This is a genomic window from Pantoea sp. MHSD4, from assembly GCF_021043305.1.
Taxonomy (GTDB): Bacteria; Pseudomonadota; Gammaproteobacteria; order Enterobacterales; family Enterobacteriaceae; genus Pantoea; species Pantoea eucalypti.
The window spans coordinates 381,056-400,507 of the sequence record NZ_JAJNDH010000003.1 but is presented as its reverse complement, the minus strand read 5'-3'; the positions used below and the strand labels follow the sequence as shown (position 1 = coordinate 400,507).

Annotated in this window: 15 protein-coding genes; 5 read left to right on the top strand and 10 right to left on the bottom strand. The window is 55.0% G+C overall.

Annotated features, from left to right (window positions below):
* Positions 1 to 43 precede the first annotated feature (43 nt).
* The 5 genes from surA to apaH are packed head-to-tail and all read left to right on the top strand — an operon-like array spanning position 44 to position 4,427.
* The gene (gene surA, locus LQK91_RS12345; RefSeq protein WP_003854801.1) at positions 44 to 1,339 is read left to right on the top strand and encodes a peptidylprolyl isomerase SurA; all 1,296 of its coding nucleotides are present in this window, start codon (positions 44 to 46) and stop codon (positions 1,337 to 1,339) included.
* Positions 1,329 to 2,321: a 4-hydroxythreonine-4-phosphate dehydrogenase PdxA gene (pdxA, locus tag LQK91_RS12340; RefSeq protein WP_008925562.1), complete on the top strand. Its 993-nt coding sequence runs from the start codon at positions 1,329 to 1,331 to the stop codon at positions 2,319 to 2,321. The genes surA and pdxA overlap by 11 nt, the downstream gene beginning before the upstream one ends.
* Positions 2,314 to 3,135 carry a 16S rRNA (adenine(1518)-N(6)/adenine(1519)-N(6))-dimethyltransferase RsmA gene (gene rsmA / locus LQK91_RS12335; protein ID WP_003854805.1) on the top strand — a complete coding sequence of 274 codons (822 nt, stop codon included), beginning with the start codon at positions 2,314 to 2,316 and terminating at the stop codon, positions 3,133 to 3,135. Before pdxA ends, rsmA begins: the two co-directional genes overlap by 8 nt.
* 3 nt (positions 3,136 to 3,138) lie before the next feature.
* Positions 3,139 to 3,516, top strand: a complete 378-nt coding sequence (apaG, locus tag LQK91_RS12330) for a Co2+/Mg2+ efflux protein ApaG (RefSeq protein ID WP_003854807.1) — start codon at positions 3,139 to 3,141, stop codon at positions 3,514 to 3,516.
* Positions 3,517 to 3,569: 53 nt separating this feature from the next.
* The gene (gene apaH / locus LQK91_RS12325) at positions 3,570 to 4,427 is read left to right on the top strand and encodes a bis(5'-nucleosyl)-tetraphosphatase (symmetrical) ApaH (RefSeq protein ID WP_003854809.1); all 858 of its coding nucleotides are present in this window, start codon (positions 3,570 to 3,572) and stop codon (positions 4,425 to 4,427) included.
* Between the two features lie 34 nt (positions 4,428 to 4,461).
* Here the strand turns inward: apaH and LQK91_RS12320 are convergent, their stop codons facing one another.
* The 10 genes from LQK91_RS12320 to ileS all read right to left on the bottom strand — a co-directional run bounded on the left by LQK91_RS12320 (position 4,462) and on the right by ileS (position 19,427).
* Positions 4,462 to 6,345 carry a PhoX family protein gene (locus LQK91_RS12320; RefSeq protein ID WP_105099548.1) on the bottom strand — a complete coding sequence of 628 codons (1,884 nt, stop codon included), beginning with the start codon at positions 6,343 to 6,345 and terminating at the stop codon, positions 4,462 to 4,464.
* Between the two features lie 90 nt (positions 6,346 to 6,435).
* The gene (gene folA / locus LQK91_RS12315) at positions 6,436 to 6,918 is read right to left on the bottom strand and encodes a type 3 dihydrofolate reductase (RefSeq protein ID WP_033763249.1); all 483 of its coding nucleotides are present in this window, start codon (positions 6,916 to 6,918) and stop codon (positions 6,436 to 6,438) included.
* 497 nt (positions 6,919 to 7,415) lie between these two features.
* Positions 7,416 to 8,555 carry a porin gene (locus LQK91_RS12310; RefSeq protein ID WP_039658801.1) on the bottom strand — a complete coding sequence of 380 codons (1,140 nt, stop codon included), beginning with the start codon at positions 8,553 to 8,555 and terminating at the stop codon, positions 7,416 to 7,418.
* A gap of 243 nt (positions 8,556 to 8,798) precedes the next feature.
* Positions 8,799 to 12,026, bottom strand: a complete 3,228-nt coding sequence (gene carB, locus LQK91_RS12305) for a carbamoyl-phosphate synthase large subunit (RefSeq protein ID WP_003854816.1) — start codon at positions 12,024 to 12,026, stop codon at positions 8,799 to 8,801.
* A gap of 14 nt (positions 12,027 to 12,040) precedes the next feature.
* The gene (gene carA / locus LQK91_RS12300; RefSeq protein WP_039658803.1) at positions 12,041 to 13,189 is read right to left on the bottom strand and encodes a glutamine-hydrolyzing carbamoyl-phosphate synthase small subunit; all 1,149 of its coding nucleotides are present in this window, start codon (positions 13,187 to 13,189) and stop codon (positions 12,041 to 12,043) included.
* 469 nt (positions 13,190 to 13,658) lie between these two features.
* Positions 13,659 to 14,474: a 4-hydroxy-tetrahydrodipicolinate reductase gene (gene dapB / locus LQK91_RS12295; RefSeq protein ID WP_078804755.1), complete on the bottom strand. Its 816-nt coding sequence runs from the start codon at positions 14,472 to 14,474 to the stop codon at positions 13,659 to 13,661.
* Positions 14,475 to 14,696: 222 nt separating this feature from the next.
* Positions 14,697 to 15,650 carry a 4-hydroxy-3-methylbut-2-enyl diphosphate reductase gene (ispH, locus tag LQK91_RS12290; protein WP_003854823.1) on the bottom strand — a complete coding sequence of 318 codons (954 nt, stop codon included), beginning with the start codon at positions 15,648 to 15,650 and terminating at the stop codon, positions 14,697 to 14,699.
* On the bottom strand, positions 15,631 to 16,101 hold the full coding sequence (gene fkpB / locus LQK91_RS12285; protein ID WP_003854824.1) for an FKBP-type peptidyl-prolyl cis-trans isomerase: 471 nt from the start codon (positions 16,099 to 16,101) through the stop codon (positions 15,631 to 15,633). The genes ispH and fkpB overlap by 20 nt, the downstream gene beginning before the upstream one ends.
* A 3-nt stretch (positions 16,102 to 16,104) precedes the next feature.
* Positions 16,105 to 16,611: a signal peptidase II gene (gene lspA / locus LQK91_RS12280; RefSeq protein ID WP_003854827.1), complete on the bottom strand. Its 507-nt coding sequence runs from the start codon at positions 16,609 to 16,611 to the stop codon at positions 16,105 to 16,107.
* On the bottom strand, positions 16,611 to 19,427 hold the full coding sequence (ileS, locus tag LQK91_RS12275; protein ID WP_039658805.1) for an isoleucine--tRNA ligase: 2,817 nt from the start codon (positions 19,425 to 19,427) through the stop codon (positions 16,611 to 16,613). Before ileS ends, lspA begins: the two co-directional genes overlap by 1 nt.
* Positions 19,428 to 19,452: the final 25 nt, after the last annotated feature.

Here is a 19,452-nt window from a genome sequence, read left to right as displayed (position 1 = left end):
TTGACAGGCAATCCCGCAGTGCGGAACCAACAATGGATAAAGTATGAAGAACTGGAGAATGCTGATTCTTGGTGTGGCAATCAGTGCTAACACCGCGTTCGCAGCACCACAAGTCGTTGATAAAGTTGCAGCCGTGGTCAATAACGGCGTGGTTCTTGAGAGTGACGTGGATGGCATGATGAGCACCGTTAAATCTCAGGCCCAGCAGGCTGGTCAGCAGTTGCCGGATGATAAAACGTTGCGCCATCAGATTCTGGAACGTCAGATCATGGATAACATCATTCTGCAGATGGGTGATAAAGCCGGGGTTCAGATCAGCGATGAGCAGCTGGACCAGGCGATTCAGAACATCGCGGCGCAGAATAAGATGAGCCTTGATCAGCTGCGCAGCCGTCTGGCTTATGACGGCATGAACTACAGCGTTTATCGTTCTCAGATTCGTAAAGAGATGACCATTGCTGAAGTGCGCAACAACGAAGTGCGTCGTCGCATCACGATTCTGCCGCAGGAAGTCGATACGCTGGCGAAACAGATTGGCTCTCAGAACAGTCAGGGCACCGAACTGAACGTCAGCCATATTCTGCTGCCACTGCCGGAAAACCCGACACAACAGCAGGTTGATGAGCAGGAAACGCTGGCGAAACAGCTGGTTGGCGAACTGAAAAATGGCGCTGACTTCGGCAAAATGGCCGTGACCTACTCTGCCGATTCGCAGGCGCTGAAAGGCGGCAACATGGGCTGGGGTAAAATCGAAGAGTTACCGACCCTGTTTGCTCAGGCCCTGTCGAGCGCCAAAAAAGGCGATATCGTCGGTCCGATTCGCTCGGGTGTGGGCTTCCACATCCTGAAAGTGAACGATCTGCGTGGCGAGAACAAAAATGTCTCAGTCACTGAAGTTCATTCACGTCACATTCTGCTGAAGCCATCGCCAATCCTGACAGATGAGCAGGCACGCGCACAGCTGGAGCAGATTGCTAACGATATCCGCAGTGGTAAAACCACCTTTGCGGCGGCGGCTAAGCAGTACTCTGATGATCCGGGTTCAGCGAACCAGGGCGGCGATCTTGGCTGGACCTCTCCGGAAGTCTTTGATCCGGCCTTCCGTGACGCGCTGCTGCGCCTGAAAAAAGGCCAGACCAGCCAGCCGGTTCACTCCTCTTTCGGCTGGCATCTGATTCAGTTGCTGGATACCCGTCAGGTGGACAAAACCGATGCGGCCCAGAAAGAGCGTGCTTACCGTATGCTGTTTAACCGTAAGTTTGCGGAAGAAGCACAGACCTGGATGCAGGAACAACGTGCCAGCGCCTACGTGAAGATTCTGGATGGCAATGCGCAGTAATCACCGTGTGGTGATCACGCCCGGCGAACCTGCCGGGATTGGTCCCGATCTCACCGTTCAGCTGGCCCAGCACTCCTGGCCGGTTGAACTGGTCGTCTGCGCCTCGCCTGCCCTGTTGCAGCAGCGTGCGGCGCAACTCGGTCTGCCGCTGACCCTGCGTCCCTATCAGCCTGGCGTGGCCGCTGAGCCACAGCAGGCGGGAACACTGACTATCCTGCCAGTCGAAACGGCCGCGACGGTCACGCCCGGCGAGCTTTGCGTCGCCAACAGTGACTACGTGCTGGCCACGCTGGCGCGCGCCTGTGACGGTTGTCTCGACGGTGAATTTGCGGCCCTGATTACCGGCCCGGTGCACAAAGGCGTCATTAATGATGCCGGCATCGCCTTTACTGGCCATACCGAATTCTTCGCCGATCGCGCAGGCGGCCATCGGGTCGTCATGATGCTGGCGACAGAGCAGCTACGCGTCGCGCTGGCTACTACCCATCTGCCGCTGAAAGATGTCCCCGCTGCGGTGACCCGCGACTGTCTGCATGAAGTGATCACGATTCTTCATCGTGATCTGCAGCAGAAGTTTGCCATTGCCGAGCCGCATATCTACGTCTGTGGTCTTAACCCTCATGCGGGCGAAAGCGGCCACATGGGTCGGGAAGAGATTGAGACCATTACGCCAGCCCTTAATGAACTGCGTCAGCAGGGCATTAAACTGACCGGCCCGCTGCCTGCGGATACCCTTTTCCAGCCTAAATATCTGCAACATGCCGATGCAGTGCTGGCGATGTATCATGACCAGGGTCTGCCGGTACTCAAATTTCAGGGGTTTGGCCGGGCGGTAAATATCACCCTGGGCCTGCCCTTTATCCGGACTTCAGTTGACCACGGCACCGCGCTTGAACTCGCCGGTCTGGGTCAGGCTGAACCGGGCAGCTTCATCACGGCGCTTAACCTCGCCATCACTATGATCAAGAGCAGTAATGAATAATCGCGTCCATCAGGGGCACTACGCCCGTAAACGTTTCGGGCAGAACTTCCTGAACGATCAGTACATTATCGACAGCATTGTCTCCGCCATCCATCCACAGCGCGATGAAGCGCTGGTAGAGATCGGCCCAGGCCTGGGTGCCTTGACCGAGCCGGTAGGCGAACGCCTCGATAAATTAACGGTGATAGAACTGGACCGCGATCTCGCTGCGCGTCTGGAAACGCATCCGTTCCTTGGCCCGAAACTGACTATCTTCCAGCAGGATGCCATGACGTTCGACTTCGCCGCACTGGCGCAGGAGAGAGGCCAGCCGCTACGGGTATTTGGTAACCTGCCATACAATATTTCGACCCCGCTGATGTTCCACCTTTTCAGCTATACTGGTTCGATCAAAGATATGCACTTCATGCTGCAGAAAGAGGTGGTTAATCGTCTGGTCGCCGGTCCGGGTAATAAAACCTACGGTCGTCTGACGGTAATGGCGCAGTACTACTGCCAGATCATTCCGGTGCTGGAAGTGCCTCCGCACTCCTTTACGCCGCCACCGAAAGTGGACTCTGCCGTGGTGCGTCTGGTGCCGTATGCCGAGCCGCCGTATCCGGTCAGCGATGTGCGTATTTTGAGCCGTATTACCACTGAAGCGTTCGGCCAGCGTCGTAAAACGCTGCGCAACAGCCTGAGCCACATGGTGGCTGCCGGCGCGCTGGAGGAGTTATCCATAGATCCAACCCTGCGTGCCGAGAACGTCTCCGTCGCGCAATATTGTCAGCTGGCGAACTGGCTGGCGAATCATCAGGGAAAATCGCAGGAGTAAGTCATGAGTGAAACGGCCCGCGTCTCCGTCCATGTGCAAAGCCAGTACGTTGCCTCACAATCCTCACCGGATGATGATCGTTACGTCTTCGCCTATACCATTACGATTCGCAATCTGGGCCGTTCCTCAGTGCAACTGCTGGGACGTTACTGGCTGATTACCAACGGTAACGGCCGCGAAACGGAAGTTCAGGGCGAAGGCGTGGTGGGTGAACAACCGCTTATCGCGCCAGGCAATGAGTTTCAGTACACCAGCGGAGCCGTGATCGAAACACCGATGGGCACCATGCAGGGACACTATGTGATGGTCGACGAACAGGGTGACACCTTCCATGTCGAGATCCCGGTGTTCCGCCTCGCCATTCAGACCCACATTCATTAATTCATACGCTTTTTGCCCGTTTAGTCGGGCAGCTTCCTGATGGATAAAACCTTATGAGCACATACCTGATTGGCGACGTTCACGGTTGCTACGACGAATTACGTGCCTTGCTGCAACAGGTTGATTTCAATCCTGAGCAGGATACCCTGTGGCTGACCGGCGACTTAGTGGCGCGGGGTCCGGGCTCACTTGAGGTTCTGCGCTACGTAAAATCGCTGGGCGACGCAGTGCGTCTGGTGCTGGGCAATCACGATTTACATCTGCTGGCGGTCTACGCTGGAATCAGCCGTAATAAGCCCAAAGATCGCCTGACACCGTTGCTGGAAGCGGACGATGCGGATGAGCTGATCAACTGGCTGCGTCGTCAGCCGCTGTTACAGGTTGATGAAGAGAAAAAGCTGGTGATGGGACACGCCGGTATCACGCCGCAATGGGATATCGAGACCGCGAAAAAGTGTGCGCGTGAAGTTGAAGCGGTACTTGCCAGTGACAGTTATCCGCTGTTTCTGGATGCGATGTATGGCGACATGCCGAATAACTGGAGTGAAGATCTGACTGGTCTGGCACGTCTGCGCTTCAGCACTAACGCTTTGACCCGCATGCGTTACTGCTTTCCCAATGGTCAGCTGGATATGATCTGCAAAGATGCCCCTGAATCTGCCCTTCCCCCGCTAAAACCCTGGTTTAACATTGCGGGGCCGGTCGCACGTGACTACACCATTGTGTTCGGTCACTGGGCCTCGCTGGAAGGCAAAGGGACGCCTGAAGGAATCATCGGTCTGGATACCGGTTGCTGCTGGGGCGGAACGCTGACGCTGCTGCACTGGGAAACGCAACGCTATGTGGTACAGCCCTCCAATCGCGAAAAAGCGCTGGCCTCCAGCGAAAGTCTGGCACCGCCCGCGCTATAACGGCGATGCTGGCCGGCAAGGCCAGCATCCTCTCTTATGCGCCGATAATGCCGCCATCTTCGCGGGTGATCATGATCACTGACGACCGGGGACGCGGACTGTTATCGGGAAAGTGCGAGTCACCCTCTTCGCCGGGATGCTGCACATTGACGAACAGCGTTTTGTAATCTGGCGTGAAGGTGATGCCCGTCAGCTCGCATGATTTGGGGCCAACCATGAACCGGCGGATCTCCCCACTATCCGGATCCCCTACCAGCATCTGATTGTTCCCCTGCCCCTGATAATCCTCTTTATTACTGTACTTGCCATCGGTCAGGATCCATAACCGCCCGTGCGCATCAAACCCCAGACCATCGGGACTGTTAAAGGTGTTTTCAGCGGTGATGTTAGGTGTACCGCGATAGATCCCTTCAGGATGCGCGATCGGATTGCCGCACAACGCATAGATATCCCACTCAAACGCCTGCGCCGTGGCATCGCCCTTTTCATCCCAGCGGATAATCTGGCCGTAGATATTTTTAGGACGCGGATTCGCCGCATTAACCGGCATGCCTTCATTGCCGCGTTTGTTATTGTTAGTCAGCGTGCAGTAAGCACGACCATCATGCGGGTTAACAGCAATCCACTCTGGCCGGTCCATCCGCGTGGCGTTAACCACATCAGCCGCCGCACGCGCATTAATCAGAATATCGGCCTGACTGTTAAACCCCTTTTCAGCGGTGAGTCCATTTTCACCCCACTTCAGCGCCAGCCAGCGGCCGGTACCTTTCAGCGGCGTGCCCTGCGCATCGCCATTGAACTGCGCCACATAGAGCGTGCCTTTATCCAGCAATCCGTGATTGGCTTTGGCATCATCCGGGATGACTTTGTCGTCTGAGACATATTTATAGATATACTCGCCGCGCTCATCGTCGCCCATGTAAACCACCAGCTGACCGGTTTTAGCGACCGTAACGGCGGCATTTTCGTGCTTGAAGCGCCCCAGTGCAGTGCGTTTTACCGGCACGGAGTGAGGATCAAAGGGATCGATTTCGACAATCCAGCCGTGGCGGTTAAATTCATTGGGGTTTTTGGCGATGTCGAAACGGGGATCAAAGTCGGCCCAGTTACGCTCTGGCTCGGCGGCATTCAGGGTATAGCGCTTTTGCTGCGGCGTTGGCGTAAAGTCCGCCTGATGGGTACCAAAGTAGGTGTCGTAGTTCTCTTCACAGGTGAGATAAGTCCCCCACGGCGTTTTACCGTTGGCGCAGTTACCAAAGGTGCCAAGGACATGCATTCCCTGTGGATCGGCGGCGGTCTGCAGCGCTTTATCGCCCGCTGCCGGACCGGAAAAGCGCATCGGAGTATTGGCGGTAATACGGCGGTTGAACTCAGAAGGACGCACCACCTGCCAGCGATTGTCCTCACCCCGTTTGACTTCAACGATGGAGATGCCGTGCGCCGCCTGCGACTTTTTCACATCTTCCAGGCTGGTCGCTTTGCTGCCGCCGTGGGCGAACAGCGTCGGCTCATTCACATATTCATTGTTGATCGCCATGACGCCACGCTGGTCATTAATGGCGAAGAAGCTCATACCGTCGTTGTTGTCACCGAACTGCTTTTCCTGATCTTCCGCGCTGTTATTGCCGTGCGGATCAAATGCGACTGCGCCATTCACCAGCGGATCTCCCCAGGAGATCAGCACGTCTGCGCGATAGCCGGGGGCCACCACAATCTCATCGGCGGTGGATGCGGCAATCCCCTGAAAGCCCAGCAATGGGCTTCCCGCTAGCTTCTCCTGCGCCAGTGCGCTTCCTGAGATTGTGAGGCCGCCGCTGAGAAAGCCGGTCAGCCCGAGAGCGCCGGAACCGGCAATGAATTTACGACGCAGAGGATCACGCAGACGGTCAGTGCTTAATGCGGAGAGTTCGGTTTTCATTATTAATTGCTTCCTTCATGAAGATCCCAGAAAAGAAGCAATGCTAATGAACAGAGATGACAGCCAGGTTACAGTCTGGCAAAGGGAGGATCAGCGACGACGGTCGAGGATCTCAAAGCAGTAGCTGTGGGAGTTCTGCTCGTCAGCATCGTGAAACTCGCTGAACGTAGACTGCCACTCATCCGGCTCGTAATCCGGGAACTGTGTATCACCTTCAACTTCTGCATCAATGTGCGTCAGATAGAGACGATCGGCGCGCTTCAGCATCTGCTCATAGACGCGTCCACCGCCAATCACCATGATCTCTTCAGCATCACCGGCTGCCTGTATCGCCTCATCCAGTGAGGTGACCCAGGTGACGCCTTCCGTGGTGCCCGGCTGACTGCTGACCACGATGTTCAGCCGGCCAGGTAACGGACGACCAATAGATTCAAAGGTCAGTCGACCCATAATGACCGGTTTCTTCAGCGTATTGCGTTTGAACCACGCCAGATCTGCAGGCAGGTCCCACGGCATGGCGTTCTCCATTCCAATAATGCGATCTGCTGCTAATGCCGCGATAAGACTAATCATGTTAACCACTCACTGAAAAAATTGGCGCCATGATACGTAAAGGTGAAACTTTCGTCGATAGGGGAAAAGGTCTATTTGCGTAAAGCTTTTCATGATGCCGCTTTTCATGCCCTGTGCAGCGTTTTTCACCGCGTAATCGCGTCAGTTTGCCGCAGCTCGCCAGCGACAGGCCTCAGGCTGGCACAAAAAGCGTGCGCAAAAGGAAACGGCTCCCGGAGGAGCCGTAAAGCCTGGTCTGGCTAGCGGTAAGATCGGTGCAGCACAGGGAACGCAGTCAGATCGGAAAGACGCAAAAGCTGTTATCCATGACCGCTCGGCCCGCGCGATTACGCACCTCATCCCTGAGGTGCGCCCGTATACGGGCCAACGCTTTGCGTTGTTCAAAAACGCTCCCGGCGTTTTTTTCCATGGCGCGGGACGCTTTCCTCCTCTGCCTGTGCTCCCTGCCCGTTAAGATCGTTTATCGCTGCAAGCCTGATTAAGGCTCGTCAGGATGATCAGAAGTCGTAGCGCAGACGCACCAGATTCATATCACCCAGGTTATCGGTGCTGGAGGTGAAGACATGTTCGTAGTCAACACGGAAACCGTAGTCGAGGAACAGCACCACACCCAGACCGTTGTCGATGCGCTGGTAATCACGACCGGTCATGACCTCAATGCGATCACCCATAACATAAGGCTGAACCGCTTTCAGACCATACTGCCCCACCGGGATTTTGTAACCGGCGAAATATTCAACGCCCCACGCATCGCCAGCAAAGTAGTTACGCGCGTCTTTGCGTTTGGTCGTCATGAAGTTCTGATACCAGCCACCACCGGCTGACAGCGTCCAGTTGCCTGGTGTCCAGCTTAATGCAGAGCCGTAAATGTTCTGATCGTAATCGCGGCTGTCGCCATTGTTCGGGTTACGCATCGCCGCGCGCGTGTAGTTCCACGCCGTGCCCCAGCTCAGTTCATCAGAGATATGGTAATCCACGCCCAGCGAGCCGCCGCCTTTGCGCTTATAGCGCAGGCCATTGCCTGGCAGATATTCGTTATCGTCGAACAGATAAGAGGCGTAAATATCCGCATCGCCGAAGGTGTTTTTATATTTCAGCTGCTTGCGTGAACGGTAAGATCCGTCGTAGTCACCGTTGATTCCGTTGCCCGGTGCCTGGCCGATCATGTCGTAATCCCAGATATCGGTCTTGGCGCCCACAGTGTCATAATACACGCTGTTCTGCTGACCAAAGGTAAGCTGACCCCAGGTTTTGCTTTTCAGACCGGTGTAGAGCTGGCGACGCGTGGTGTTATTGGCACCGTCAGCATAGTGGCGATCCCAGCCGAAAACTGCCGGGACGTTAACGCCCAGCTCGTAATAGCTGATCCAGCTCACGTCATCAAACAGGTAATAGTCAGCACCGAAACGGAAACGGGTGCCGCCATCAAAACCGTCACGCTTGTAAGATTTGTCATCCACGCCGGTCTGATGATTGAACTGAGCACGAATGCTGCCGCCAACCTTAAAATTAAGACGGCTAAGCGGATCGCCCGCCTGCGGATCCTGCTTTAACAACGTCACTTCCGCCTGGCTGGCGAAAGGAAGAATAGCCATCAGTGCAGCCACTGCACTCAGAGAAAAAGTACGCATTTTCATTTTTTAATTATGTCCTGATACGCTCCAGTGATGAGCGGCAGGCATAGTACTGGCGAAAAATCCGTACAGGAAGTGTTTATATTATAAATTTGTGCGAACCAGCCCCATTCGCACCTAAAGCTAAAAAATTAAGCCAAATCAGTCACTTTAACACAAACTCCAACCCCTTTCCGGACCTGACTTTCAGATTATCGCCAGTAAGAGGGCCAAAAAAAACGGCTCCCGGAGGAGCCGTTTTTCACATTACATCGCCTTTATCTGGGCATGCATTTCCTGCACGGAGATAACCTGTTCCGTCGGATCTGCATTCAGCGCCATCGCAGTCGCGAAACCGCCGTTCAGCGTAGTGTCGTAGTGCACTTTATACTGCAGTGCGCTACGGCGAATCAGCTTCGAATCTTCAATCGCCTGACGACCCGCCGTGGTATTCACGATGTAGCTATACTCGCCATTCTTCAGACGGTCCTGAATATGCGGACGACCTTCATGCACCTTGTTAACCAGGCGCGGATTAATGCCCGCCTCGCCCAGTACCACCGCCGTGCCGTGAGTCGCATCCAGTTCAAAACCGAACTTCTGCAGCTTAGCCGCCAGGTCAACGATACGTTTCTTGTCGCCTTCACGCACCGACAACAGCGCACGGCCCGACTTCTTCATATTGCTCTGTGCGCCCAGCATCGCTTTCGAGAACGCCTCAGCGAACGTGCGGCCCACACCCATGACTTCACCGGTAGAGCGCATTTCTGGTCCCAGAATCGGGTCAACGCCCTGGAACTTGTTGAACGGCAGCACCACTTCTTTAACGGAGTAGTAAGGCGGAATCACCTCTTCAGTGACGCCCTGCTCTGCCAGCGTTTTACCTGCCATCACGCGCGCGGCCACTTTCGCCAGCGGTACACCCGTCGCTTTAGAGACGAACGGAACGGTACGCGCCGCACGTGGGTTGACTTCAATCAGGTAGACTTCGTTGTCTTTCACCGCGAACTGGACGTTCATCAGGCCGCGAACATTCAGCTCGAATGCCAGCTTCTCAACCTGCTGGCGCATCACATTCTGAATCTCCTGACTCAGCGTATAGGCCGGCAGTGAACAGGCGGAGTCACCGGAGTGAACACCAGCCTGCTCGATGTGTTCCATGATGCCACCAATCAGCACCCGCTCGCCGTCGCAGATCGCATCCACATCCACTTCGACCGCATCATCCAGGAAGCGATCCAGCAGCACCGGCGCATCGTTGGAAACCGAAACCGCCGTCTGGAAGTAGCGCTTCAGGTCGATTTCATCGTAGACGATCTCCATGGCACGGCCGCCCAGCACATAAGAAGGACGGACCACCAGCGGATAACCCAGGCCAGCAGCTTTCTCCACCGCCTGCTCCAGCGTCGCGACGGTGGCGTTAGCCGGTTGCTTCAGATTCAGGCGATCAACCGCCTGCTGGAAACGTTCACGGTCTTCAGCACGGTCAATGGAATCCGGGCTGGTGCCGATAACCGGTACGCCTGCGGCTTCCAGCGCACGCGCCAGTTTCAGCGGAGTCTGACCGCCATACTGCACGATCACGCCTTTTGGCTGCTCAATGCGCACAATCTCCAGCACATCTTCCAGCGTAACCGGCTCGAAGTAGAGGCGATCGGAGGTGTCGTAGTCGGTCGAAACGGTTTCCGGGTTACAGTTAACCATAATGGTCTGGTAGCCATCTTCACGCAGCGCCAGTGCGGCGTGAACGCAGCAGTAGTCGAATTCAATACCCTGGCCGATACGGTTGGGTCCACCACCCAGAATCATGATTTTTTCACGATCCGGACTCGGATTGGCTTCGCACTCTTCTTCATAGGTGGAGTACATGTAGGCCGTGTCCGTCGCGAACTCTGCGGCACAGGTATCTACGCGCTTGTAAACCGGGTGCAGATTAAACTGCTGACGCAGCTTGCGGATTTCGCTCTCCGCCACACCCGCCAGCGTCGCCAGCCGTGCATCGGCAAAGCCTTTACGCTTCAGCGTGCGCAGGAAATTCGCATCCAGGCTATTAACGCCTTCGCGGGCGACCTGATCTTCCAGTTTAACCAGCTCTTCAATCTGCACCAGGAACCAGCGGTCAATGTTGGTCAGATTGAACACGCCATCGACGGACATGCCTGCACGGAAAGCATCTGCGATATACCAGATACGGTCTGAACCGGCATCTTTCAGCTCACGACGGATGCGGGTTAACGCTTCCGGGTCATCGAGGTGCACTTTCGGGTCGAAGCCGTTAGCGCCTACTTCCAGGCCGCGCAGCGCTTTCTGCATGGACTCCTGGAAGGTACGGCCAATCGCCATCACTTCGCCGACCGACTTCATCTGCGTGGTCAGGCGATCGTTGGCACCGGCAAATTTTTCGAAGTTGAAACGTGGGATCTTGGTAACAACGTAGTCGATTGAAGGCTCGAACGAGGCAGGCGTTAAACCGCCAGTGATATCGTTCATCAGCTCGTCGAGGGTATAGCCAACCGCCAGTTTGGCCGCCACTTTAGCAATCGGGAAGCCGGTCGCTTTTGACGCCAGCGCTGAGGAGCGTGACACGCGCGGGTTCATCTCGATGACAATCAGTCGGCCATCTTTCGGGTTAACGGAGAACTGCACGTTGGAGCCGCCAGTTTCAACACCGATCTCACGCAGTACCGCCAGCGAGGCGTTACGCATGATTTGATACTCTTTGTCAGTCAGCGTCTGGGCAGGCGCTACCGTGATGGAGTCACCGGTGTGAATCCCCATTGCGTCGAAGTTTTCGATTGAGCAGACGATGATGCAGTTATCGTTTTTATCGCGCACCACTTCCATCTCATACTCTTTCCAGCCAATCAGCGACTCATCAATCAGCAACTCATTGGTGGGAGAGAGGTCGAGACCGCGTTCACAAATCTCTTCAAACTCTTCGCGGTTGTAAGCGATGCCGCCACCGGTGCCGCCCATGGTAAAGGAAGGACGGATAATGCACGGGAAGCCAACATCTTCTGCCACGGCCAGCGCTTCTTCCATAGTGTGTGCGATGCCGGAGCGCGCCGTATCCAGACCAATGCTTTTCATCGCCACGTCGAAACGACGACGATCTTCTGCTTTGTCGATCGCATCAGCAGTCGCACCAATCATGGTGACGCCAAACTCTTCCAGCACGCCATGACGTTCCAGCTCCAGCGCACAGTTCAGCGCCGTCTGTCCGCCCATGGTGGGCAGTACTGCATCCGGGCGCTCTTTTTCGATGATTTTGCGCACCACTTCCCAGTGAATCGGCTCAATGTAGGTCGCATCAGCCATTTCCGGGTCAGTCATGATCGTCGCCGGGTTGGAGTTCACCAGAATGACGCGGTAACCCTCTTCACGCAGCGCTTTACACGCCTGCGCACCGGAATAGTCAAATTCGCAGGCCTGGCCGATCACAATCGGACCGGCACCAAGAATCAGGATGGATTTTAGGTCTGTACGTTTTGGCATGAATTAGCTCCTGATTACTTCGCTTTCAGACGGAATGCGTCAATCAATTCAATAAAGTGGTCAAACAGCGGCGCAGCATCACCCGGACCCGGGCTGGCTTCCGGGTGACCCTGGAAGCTGAATGCTGGCTTGTCAGTGCGATGGATGCCCTGCACGGTTTTATCGAACAACGAAATGTGGGTCACACGCAGGTTTGCTGGCAGATTGTTCTCGTCGACCGCAAAACCGTGGTTCTGCGCGGTGATCATCACGCGGTTATTTTCGAGATCTTTCACCGGATGGTTACCACCATGGTGGCCGAGTTTCATCTTCACGGTTTTAGCACCGCTGGCCAGCGCCAGCAGCTGATGACCCAGGCAGATACCGAACACCGGAATCTCTGTCTTCAGGAAGTCCTGAATCGCGCTGATCGCGTAGTCGCACGGCTCCGGGTCACCAGGACCGTTGGAGAGGAAAATGCCATCCGGATTCAGCTTCAGAACCTCTTCAGCTGGCGTCTGTGCCGGAACCACAGTCAGACGGCAGCCGCGATCGACCAGCATACGCAGAATGTTGCGCTTGGCGCCGTAGTCATAAGCCACCACGTGATATGGCAGCGACTCCGCAGCAGCCTGCTCTGGCAGACCTGCGTCCAGTGTCCAGCTGCCCTGCTGCCAGCTGTAAGTCTCAGTGGTGCAGACCTCTTTCGCCAGATCCATTCCTTTCAGTCCCGGGAATGCCTGGGCCTTTTGCAGCGCCAGTGCGGCATCCGGATTGTCGCCGGCAATAATGCAGCCGTTCTGCGCCCCTTTCTCACGCAGCAAGCGCGTCAGCTTGCGGGTATCGATATCGGCAATCGCCACAATGTTGTTGCGCTGCAGGTAGGCCGACAGGCCTTCTTCGCTACGGAAGTTGCTGGCAATCAGCGGCAGGTCACGAATAACCAGGCCCTGCGCATGAATCTGGCTGGATTCTTCGTCGGCGGCATTGGCACCGACATTACCGATATGGGGATAAGTGAGAGTAACGATTTGGCGGGAATAGGAAGGATCAGTGAGGATTTCTTGATAGCCGGTCATTGAAGTGTTGAAAACGACTTCTCCCACTGCCGATCCTGTTGCCCCGATGGCCCGACCGTGGAATTGGGTTCCGTCTTCCAGAACCAGGATTGCTGACTTTATCAAAACATCCTCCAGGGAATAAACAGTCAATATATCTGCATATTAATTCAAAATAGCCGCCTGAATCAATGCAAAAACCGCCTGAATTGTCGATTTTTGGCAAATTGCGCGCATTCTAATGACAGCCCTGGTCATTGTCTACCCTGCAGCGGGATTTTTTCACACTTATCTGCCTTATGAGGTAAAAAACAGGCATGAGCGGCAAAAAGAGAGGAAAACCCGGCAGAATAATCGTTTGCCAGGCGACATAAAAACGAAACCGGCTTAAGCGGTCCCTTATTTTTGACCAAATGGTCAAAAATGGCGTCCATCAGGGAAAATAAATGAAGAAAAGGTGGGAAAACAACAACCAGAAAGTAATTTTTAATCAGAATGGCTATTTTAAGATAAAATTAAGGGCAATGAAAACATTGCCCCTTTTCAATCAAGGTATTAACGATTGAAATAACCACATCACGATGGTTCACAACACTCACAACATCGACAAATCCAGCACGTCACGCATATCAAACAAACCAGATTTCTTATCTTTTAGCCATAAAGCTGACTTAACGGCGCCATTTGCAAAGGTCATGCGACTTGAGGCCTTGTGGGTAATCTCTACACGCTCACCGATATCTGCAAACATCGCCGTATGCTCACCCACGATGTCACCCGCGCGAACCGTAGCAAAACCAATGGTCTGTGGCTGGCGTTCACCGGTGTAGCCTTCACGCGTATAAACCGCATGCTCGTCCAGTTTCCACTGCATGGCATCGGCTATCGCCTCACCCATCGCCAGTGCGGTGCCAGACGGCGCATCCACTTTATGACGATGATGTGCTTCGACAATCTCAATATCCGCATATTCACCCATGACTTTGGCAGCCTTCTCCAGCAGCTTCAGCACCAGGTTAACTCCCACGCTGAAGTTAGCGGCAAAGACAATGGCGATATCTTCCGCCGCCGCGCGAATGGCTGCTTTGCCTGCCTCATCAAAACCGGTGGTGCCAATCACCATCGCTTTTCCGTGCTCACGGCAGATCGCCATATACTCCAGCGTGCCTTCCGGACGGGTGAAGTCGATCAGCACATCAAAGTCGTTAGTCACCGCGCGTAAATCGTCAGCGATGAGGATGCCATTCTTTCCGATGCCCGCTAACTCACCAGCGTCGCTGCCGATCAGCGATGAGCCTGGACGTGCCAGTGCCACACCCAGCTCAACGCCTTCTGCCTGCTGCGTCGCCAGAATCAGATTACGGCCCATACGGCCCGGCGCGCCCACAATAGCAATGCGGATAGTGTTCATATTTATTCATTCCTAAAACAAAACTATGCATCCAAAGCGTCATCAGGTTAACGGTGAGTTAACAGTCACGCCACTAATAATCCGTGATAATAAGAATTTTATGCCAGCCGCCTGTGATTATCAGTAAAAGCAATCATCGCAGTGAACAACGGCATTTCAGCCGGGCTATAAAAACAAAAAAGACCGAACAGAGTCGGCCTTTTTATCAGTCATATCGAAGCATTACTGCACGTTACGTACGTCGACGCGCAGCTCTTTAGGCACTTCAAAAACAATATTCTCTTCACGGCCAATCAGCTCAATCGCCGCTTCGCCACCCAGCTCACGTAACCGCTGGATCACCTGCTGCACCAGAATATCGGGGGCTGAAGCACCTGCGGTAACGCCGATGCAGGCCACGCCTTTTACCCACTCTTCCTGTATATCATCGGCAGAGTCGATCAGCTTTGCCAGTTTACCGGCACGCTGTGCCAGCTCGGCCAGACGGTTAGAGTTCGAAGAGTTTTTCGAACCGACCACCAGCACCACTTCCGCATCTTTCGCCAGCGTACGAACGGCTTCCTGACGGTTGGTGGTGGCGTAGCAGATATCATCTTTACGCGGCCCGATGATCGCCGGGAAACGCTGACGCAGGGCATCAATGATGTCTGAAGTGTCATCCACAGAAAGCGTGGTCTGCGTCATGAAGCTCAGATTGTTTTCGTCTTTGACGGTCAGTCTGAAGACATCTTCCGGCGACTCCACCAGATACATGCCACCATTGGGGTTGTTGTATTGCCCCATGGTGCCTTCAACTTCCGGATGACCCGCGTGACCAATCAGAATCGCTTCCACGCCTTTACGGCTGGCGCGTGCGACTTCCATATGAACTTTGGTGACCAGCGGACAGGTAGCATCGAACAGCATGGTCAGATTGCGCGCTTTAGCTTCGGCACGCACCGCCTGTGAAACCCCGTGCGCGGAGAAGATCAGAATGGCGTTATCCGGCACTTCGCTGATCTCTTCAATAAAGATGGCACCGCGCTCACGCAGGCTGTTCACCACGTAACGGTTATGCACCACTTCGTGACGGACATAGATGGGCGCGCCATACATCTCCAGCGCGCGCTCAACAATACTGATGGCGCGATCAACGCCAGCGCAGAAGCCGCGCGGATTAGCTAACAGGATTTGCATCGTTCGTCTCCAGTGCCGGATCGATTTCCAGCACTTCTACATCAAACTGAATACGGCGACCCGCCAGCGGATGGTTGAAATCGACGGTGATAGAATCACCGGAGACTTCGCGGATCACGCCTGGCATTTCACTGCCGCCCATGCCGCTGAACAGCATGATGGCACCCACTTCCGGTTCGCCTGCATCAATAAAGTCCCGACGCGAGAAATACTGGATCAGGTCAGGGCTGACGCCACCAAAGGCATCTTCCGGTTCCAGAGTAAACTGTTTAGTCTGACCCGCTTTCAGCCCCAGCAATGCCTGCTCAAGCGCTGCAGAGAGGCTGCCATCACCGAGACGGAACAGCGCGGGCTTGCCGTTTGCACGGGTCGATTCCGCCGTCGAGCCATCTTCCAGCTTCAGCGTAAAATGCACCAACACCGCGCTTTCGCGCTGCACGAACTCAGTCATCACTTACCCTTTCTGTTTAGCCTGTTTGCCGTTCGGGCTGAAAAAGCCCTCCAGCACCACCAGTGCAGCCCCAATACAGATGCCGCAGTCAGCGATATTAAATGTAGCGAAGTGCCAGTTACCGACATAAAAATCGATAAAATCGACCACAAAGCCATGGTATGAGCGATCAAACAAATTGCCGATCGCGCCGCCAATGATCAGAGCATAGGCGATATTGGCCATCTTCTGACTGGCATGATTGCGATACATCATCACCACCAGTGAGATCACGATAGCCAGCGCGATTCCCGCAAAGAACCAGCGCTGCCAGCCCCCTTTGTCCGCCAGGAAACTGAACGCCGCGCCATAGTTGTGCGCATAGAACAGGTTCAGGTAGGGCATCAGCGGCTGGGTTTCATGCAGCATCATGTTGTTCATCACCCACTGCTTACTGGCGAAATCGACAACAATCACCACCAGCACCAGCCACAGCCAGCGCAATCCGGTTGATAAAATAGGTTTACGCATCAGGCAAATTCACGCTGTTCGCCGTCACCGGCTACGTTAGTGTAACAACGACCACAGACCTCAGCATGCTCAGGATTCTGTCCGACGTCGGTAGTGTAATGCCAGCAGCGCTGACATTTCTCGCCTTCCGCCTTGTGCAGCGCGATTTTCAGACCTTTCAGCAGTTCACTCTGCTGCGCTTCATCGTTCGCCAGCGCGTAATCCGCCACCTGTGCGCCAGAAGTCAGCAGCACAAAACGCAGCTCATTACCCAGCGCATGCAGTTTAGCGGCCAGCTCCGGATCGGCATACAGCGTGACCGTTGCTTCCAGTGCACCACCGATACGTTTATCCGCACGTGCCTGCTCGATCACCTTGTTCACTTCGCCACGCACTTTCAGCAGCTCGGCCCAGTAGGCATCATTCAGCGCTTCATCTTCCGCCAGGCCAAACAGACCCTGATACCACTCTTCGGTGAAGACATACTGCGCACGTTCGCCTGGCAGGTAGCCCCAGATCTCATCCGCTGTAAAGGACATGATCGGTGCCATCCAGCGCACCAGCGCTTCGACGATGTGCCACAGCGCGGTCTGGCAGCTGCGACGCGCCAGGCCATCACCTTTCGCGGTGTACTGACGATCCTTGATAATATCGAGATAGAAGCTGCCCATCTCAATCGAACAGAACTGCATCAGACGCTGGATCACTTCATGGAAATCGTAGTTCTCGTATGAGGCAACGATATCAGCCTGTGCCGCCTGTGCGCGACCCACTGCCCAGCGATCGACCACGACCATCTCTTCCGGTTTCACCAGATCGGTGACCGGGTTGAAGCCGCTAAGGTTAGCCAGCAAGAAACGCGCGGTGTTACGGATACGACGATAGGCATCGGCAGAGCGCTTGAGGATCTCATCGGAGACCGCCATTTCACCCGAGTAGTCGGTTGAGGCCACCCACAGACGCAGAATATCGGCGCCCAGTTTGTTCATCACATCCTGCGGCGCGACCGTGTTGCCGATTGATTTCGACATTTTACGGCCCTGACCATCCACGGTGAAACCGTGCGTCAGTACCTGACGATAAGGCGCTTGGCCCTTCATTGCCGTGGAGATCATCAGCGAGGACATAAACCAGCCGCGATGCTGATCGGATCCTTCCAGATAGAGGTCTGGCGCATGTCCGCCAAATTCCGGACGCGCATCCACTACAGAATAGCTGGTTGAGCCGGAGTCAAACCAGACATCCAGCGTATCCGGCACTTTAACGTAGTGATCGGCGTCGTCGCCCATCAGTTCACGCGGGTCAAGATCCCACCAGGCCTGAATACCCTCCTGCTCAACACGCTGCGCCACTTTCTCCATCAGCGCCAGCGTGTCAGGGTGCAGCTCTTCGCTCTCTTTGTGAACGAACAGCGCCATCGGTACGCCCCAGGTACGCTGACGAGAGATACACCAGTCAGGACGGTTCGCCACCATCGATTCGATACGCGCCTGGCCCCAGTCCGGGATCCACTGCACGCCTTTGATCTCTTTCAGCGACTGCGCACGCAATCCTTTCTGATCCATGCTGATGAACCACTGCGGCGTGGCGCGGAAGATGATCGGCGTTTTATGGCGCCAGCAGTGCGGGTAGCTGTGCAGCAGTTTCTCAACGTGCAGCAGCGCGCCTTTCTCTTTCAGCAGTTCAACGATCATGTCGTTGGCTTTAAAGACATTGACCCCATCCAGCGTCGGATACGTGCCTGGCAGATAGGCGCCATCCGGTCCTACCGGATTCGCGGTTTCGATGCCATATTTCTGGCCAATAACATAGTCATCCGGGCCGTGGCCTGGCGCGGTGTGAACGGCACCGGTACCCGCGTCCAGGGTCACGTGCTCGCCCAGTACGACCAGCGACTCAAGCGCCAGGAACGGATGCTGGAACTTCTGCAGCTCCAGCGCAGCGCCCTGACATTCGCCCAGCACCTGCCATTCGCTGACACCGGCGCGCTTCATGACGCTTTCCACCAGCTCTTTCGCCAGGATCAGGGCGCGGCCGTCGATCTGGATCAGCTGGTATTCAAATTCAGGATGCAGGGAGATCGCGCGGTTAGCCGGTAATGTCCACGGCGTCGTGGTCCAGATAACCAGTGAGATCGGGCCATTAACCTGGGATACGCCAAACGCCCCACGCACTGCGTCGGTATCGACGGCATTAAACATCACATCAATCGACGGAGAGGTTTTGTCGTAATATTCCACTTCCGCTTCTGCCAGGGCAGAACGGCAATCCAGGCACCAGTGCACCGGCTTCGCGCCTTTGTGCAGATGGCCATTACCGATGATTTTACCCAGCGCACGAATGATGTTGGCTTCGGTACCGAAATCCATGGTCAGGTAAGGACGATCCCAGTCGCCCAGCACGCCCAGACGGATAAAGTCCGCTTTCTGGCCTTCAACCTGTTCGGCAGCATATTTGCGGCATGCGGCACGAAATTCCGCGGCGGTGACTTTCTCGCCTGGCTTGCCGATCATCTGCTCAACTTTGTGTTCGATTGGCAGACCGTGGCAGTCCCAGCCGGGCACATAAGGCGAGTCATAACCCGCCATGCCTTTCGACTTAACGATAATGTCTTTCAGAATCTTGTTAACGGAGTGACCAATATGAATGCTGCCGTTCGCATAAGGAGGGCCATCATGCAGGATAAAGGTTTTTTTCCCTTTTTTGGCTTCGCGGATGATGCCGTACAGGTTGTCAGCATACCAGCGTTGCAACATTCCCGGTTCGCGTTTGGCCAGATCGCCACGCATCGGGAATCCCGTTTCCGGCAAATTCAGGGTAGATTTATAGTCACTCATCAGATTCTCGATTCCGTTTTTCGCT

Bases quoted from the DNA above. Each gene is read 5' to 3' on its own strand.
- rsmA (WP_003854805.1), top strand. From the start codon at position 2,314: ATGAATAATCGCGTCCATCAGGGGCACTACGCCCGTAAACGTTTCGGG.
- fkpB (WP_003854824.1), bottom strand. From the start codon at position 16,101: ATGACTGAGTTCGTGCAGCGCGAAAGCGCGGTGTTGGTGCATTTTACG.
- dapB (WP_078804755.1), bottom strand. From the start codon at position 14,474: ATGAACACTATCCGCATTGCTATTGTGGGCGCGCCGGGCCGTATGGGC.
- LQK91_RS12320 (WP_105099548.1), bottom strand. From the start codon at position 6,345: ATGAAAACCGAACTCTCCGCATTAAGCACTGACCGTCTGCGTGATCCT.
- apaG (WP_003854807.1), top strand. From the start codon at position 3,139: ATGAGTGAAACGGCCCGCGTCTCCGTCCATGTGCAAAGCCAGTACGTT.
- LQK91_RS12310 (WP_039658801.1), bottom strand. From the start codon at position 8,555: ATGAAAATGCGTACTTTTTCTCTGAGTGCAGTGGCTGCACTGATGGCT.
- surA (WP_003854801.1), top strand. From the start codon at position 44: ATGAAGAACTGGAGAATGCTGATTCTTGGTGTGGCAATCAGTGCTAAC.
- folA (WP_033763249.1), bottom strand. From the start codon at position 6,918: ATGATTAGTCTTATCGCGGCATTAGCAGCAGATCGCATTATTGGAATG.
- ileS (WP_039658805.1), bottom strand. From the start codon at position 19,427: ATGAGTGACTATAAATCTACCCTGAATTTGCCGGAAACGGGATTCCCG.
- carB (WP_003854816.1), bottom strand. From the start codon at position 12,026: ATGCCAAAACGTACAGACCTAAAATCCATCCTGATTCTTGGTGCCGGT.
- pdxA (WP_008925562.1), top strand. From the start codon at position 1,329: ATGCGCAGTAATCACCGTGTGGTGATCACGCCCGGCGAACCTGCCGGG.
- lspA (WP_003854827.1), bottom strand. From the start codon at position 16,611: ATGCGTAAACCTATTTTATCAACCGGATTGCGCTGGCTGTGGCTGGTG.
- ispH (WP_003854823.1), bottom strand. From the start codon at position 15,650: ATGCAAATCCTGTTAGCTAATCCGCGCGGCTTCTGCGCTGGCGTTGAT.
- apaH (WP_003854809.1), top strand. From the start codon at position 3,570: ATGAGCACATACCTGATTGGCGACGTTCACGGTTGCTACGACGAATTA.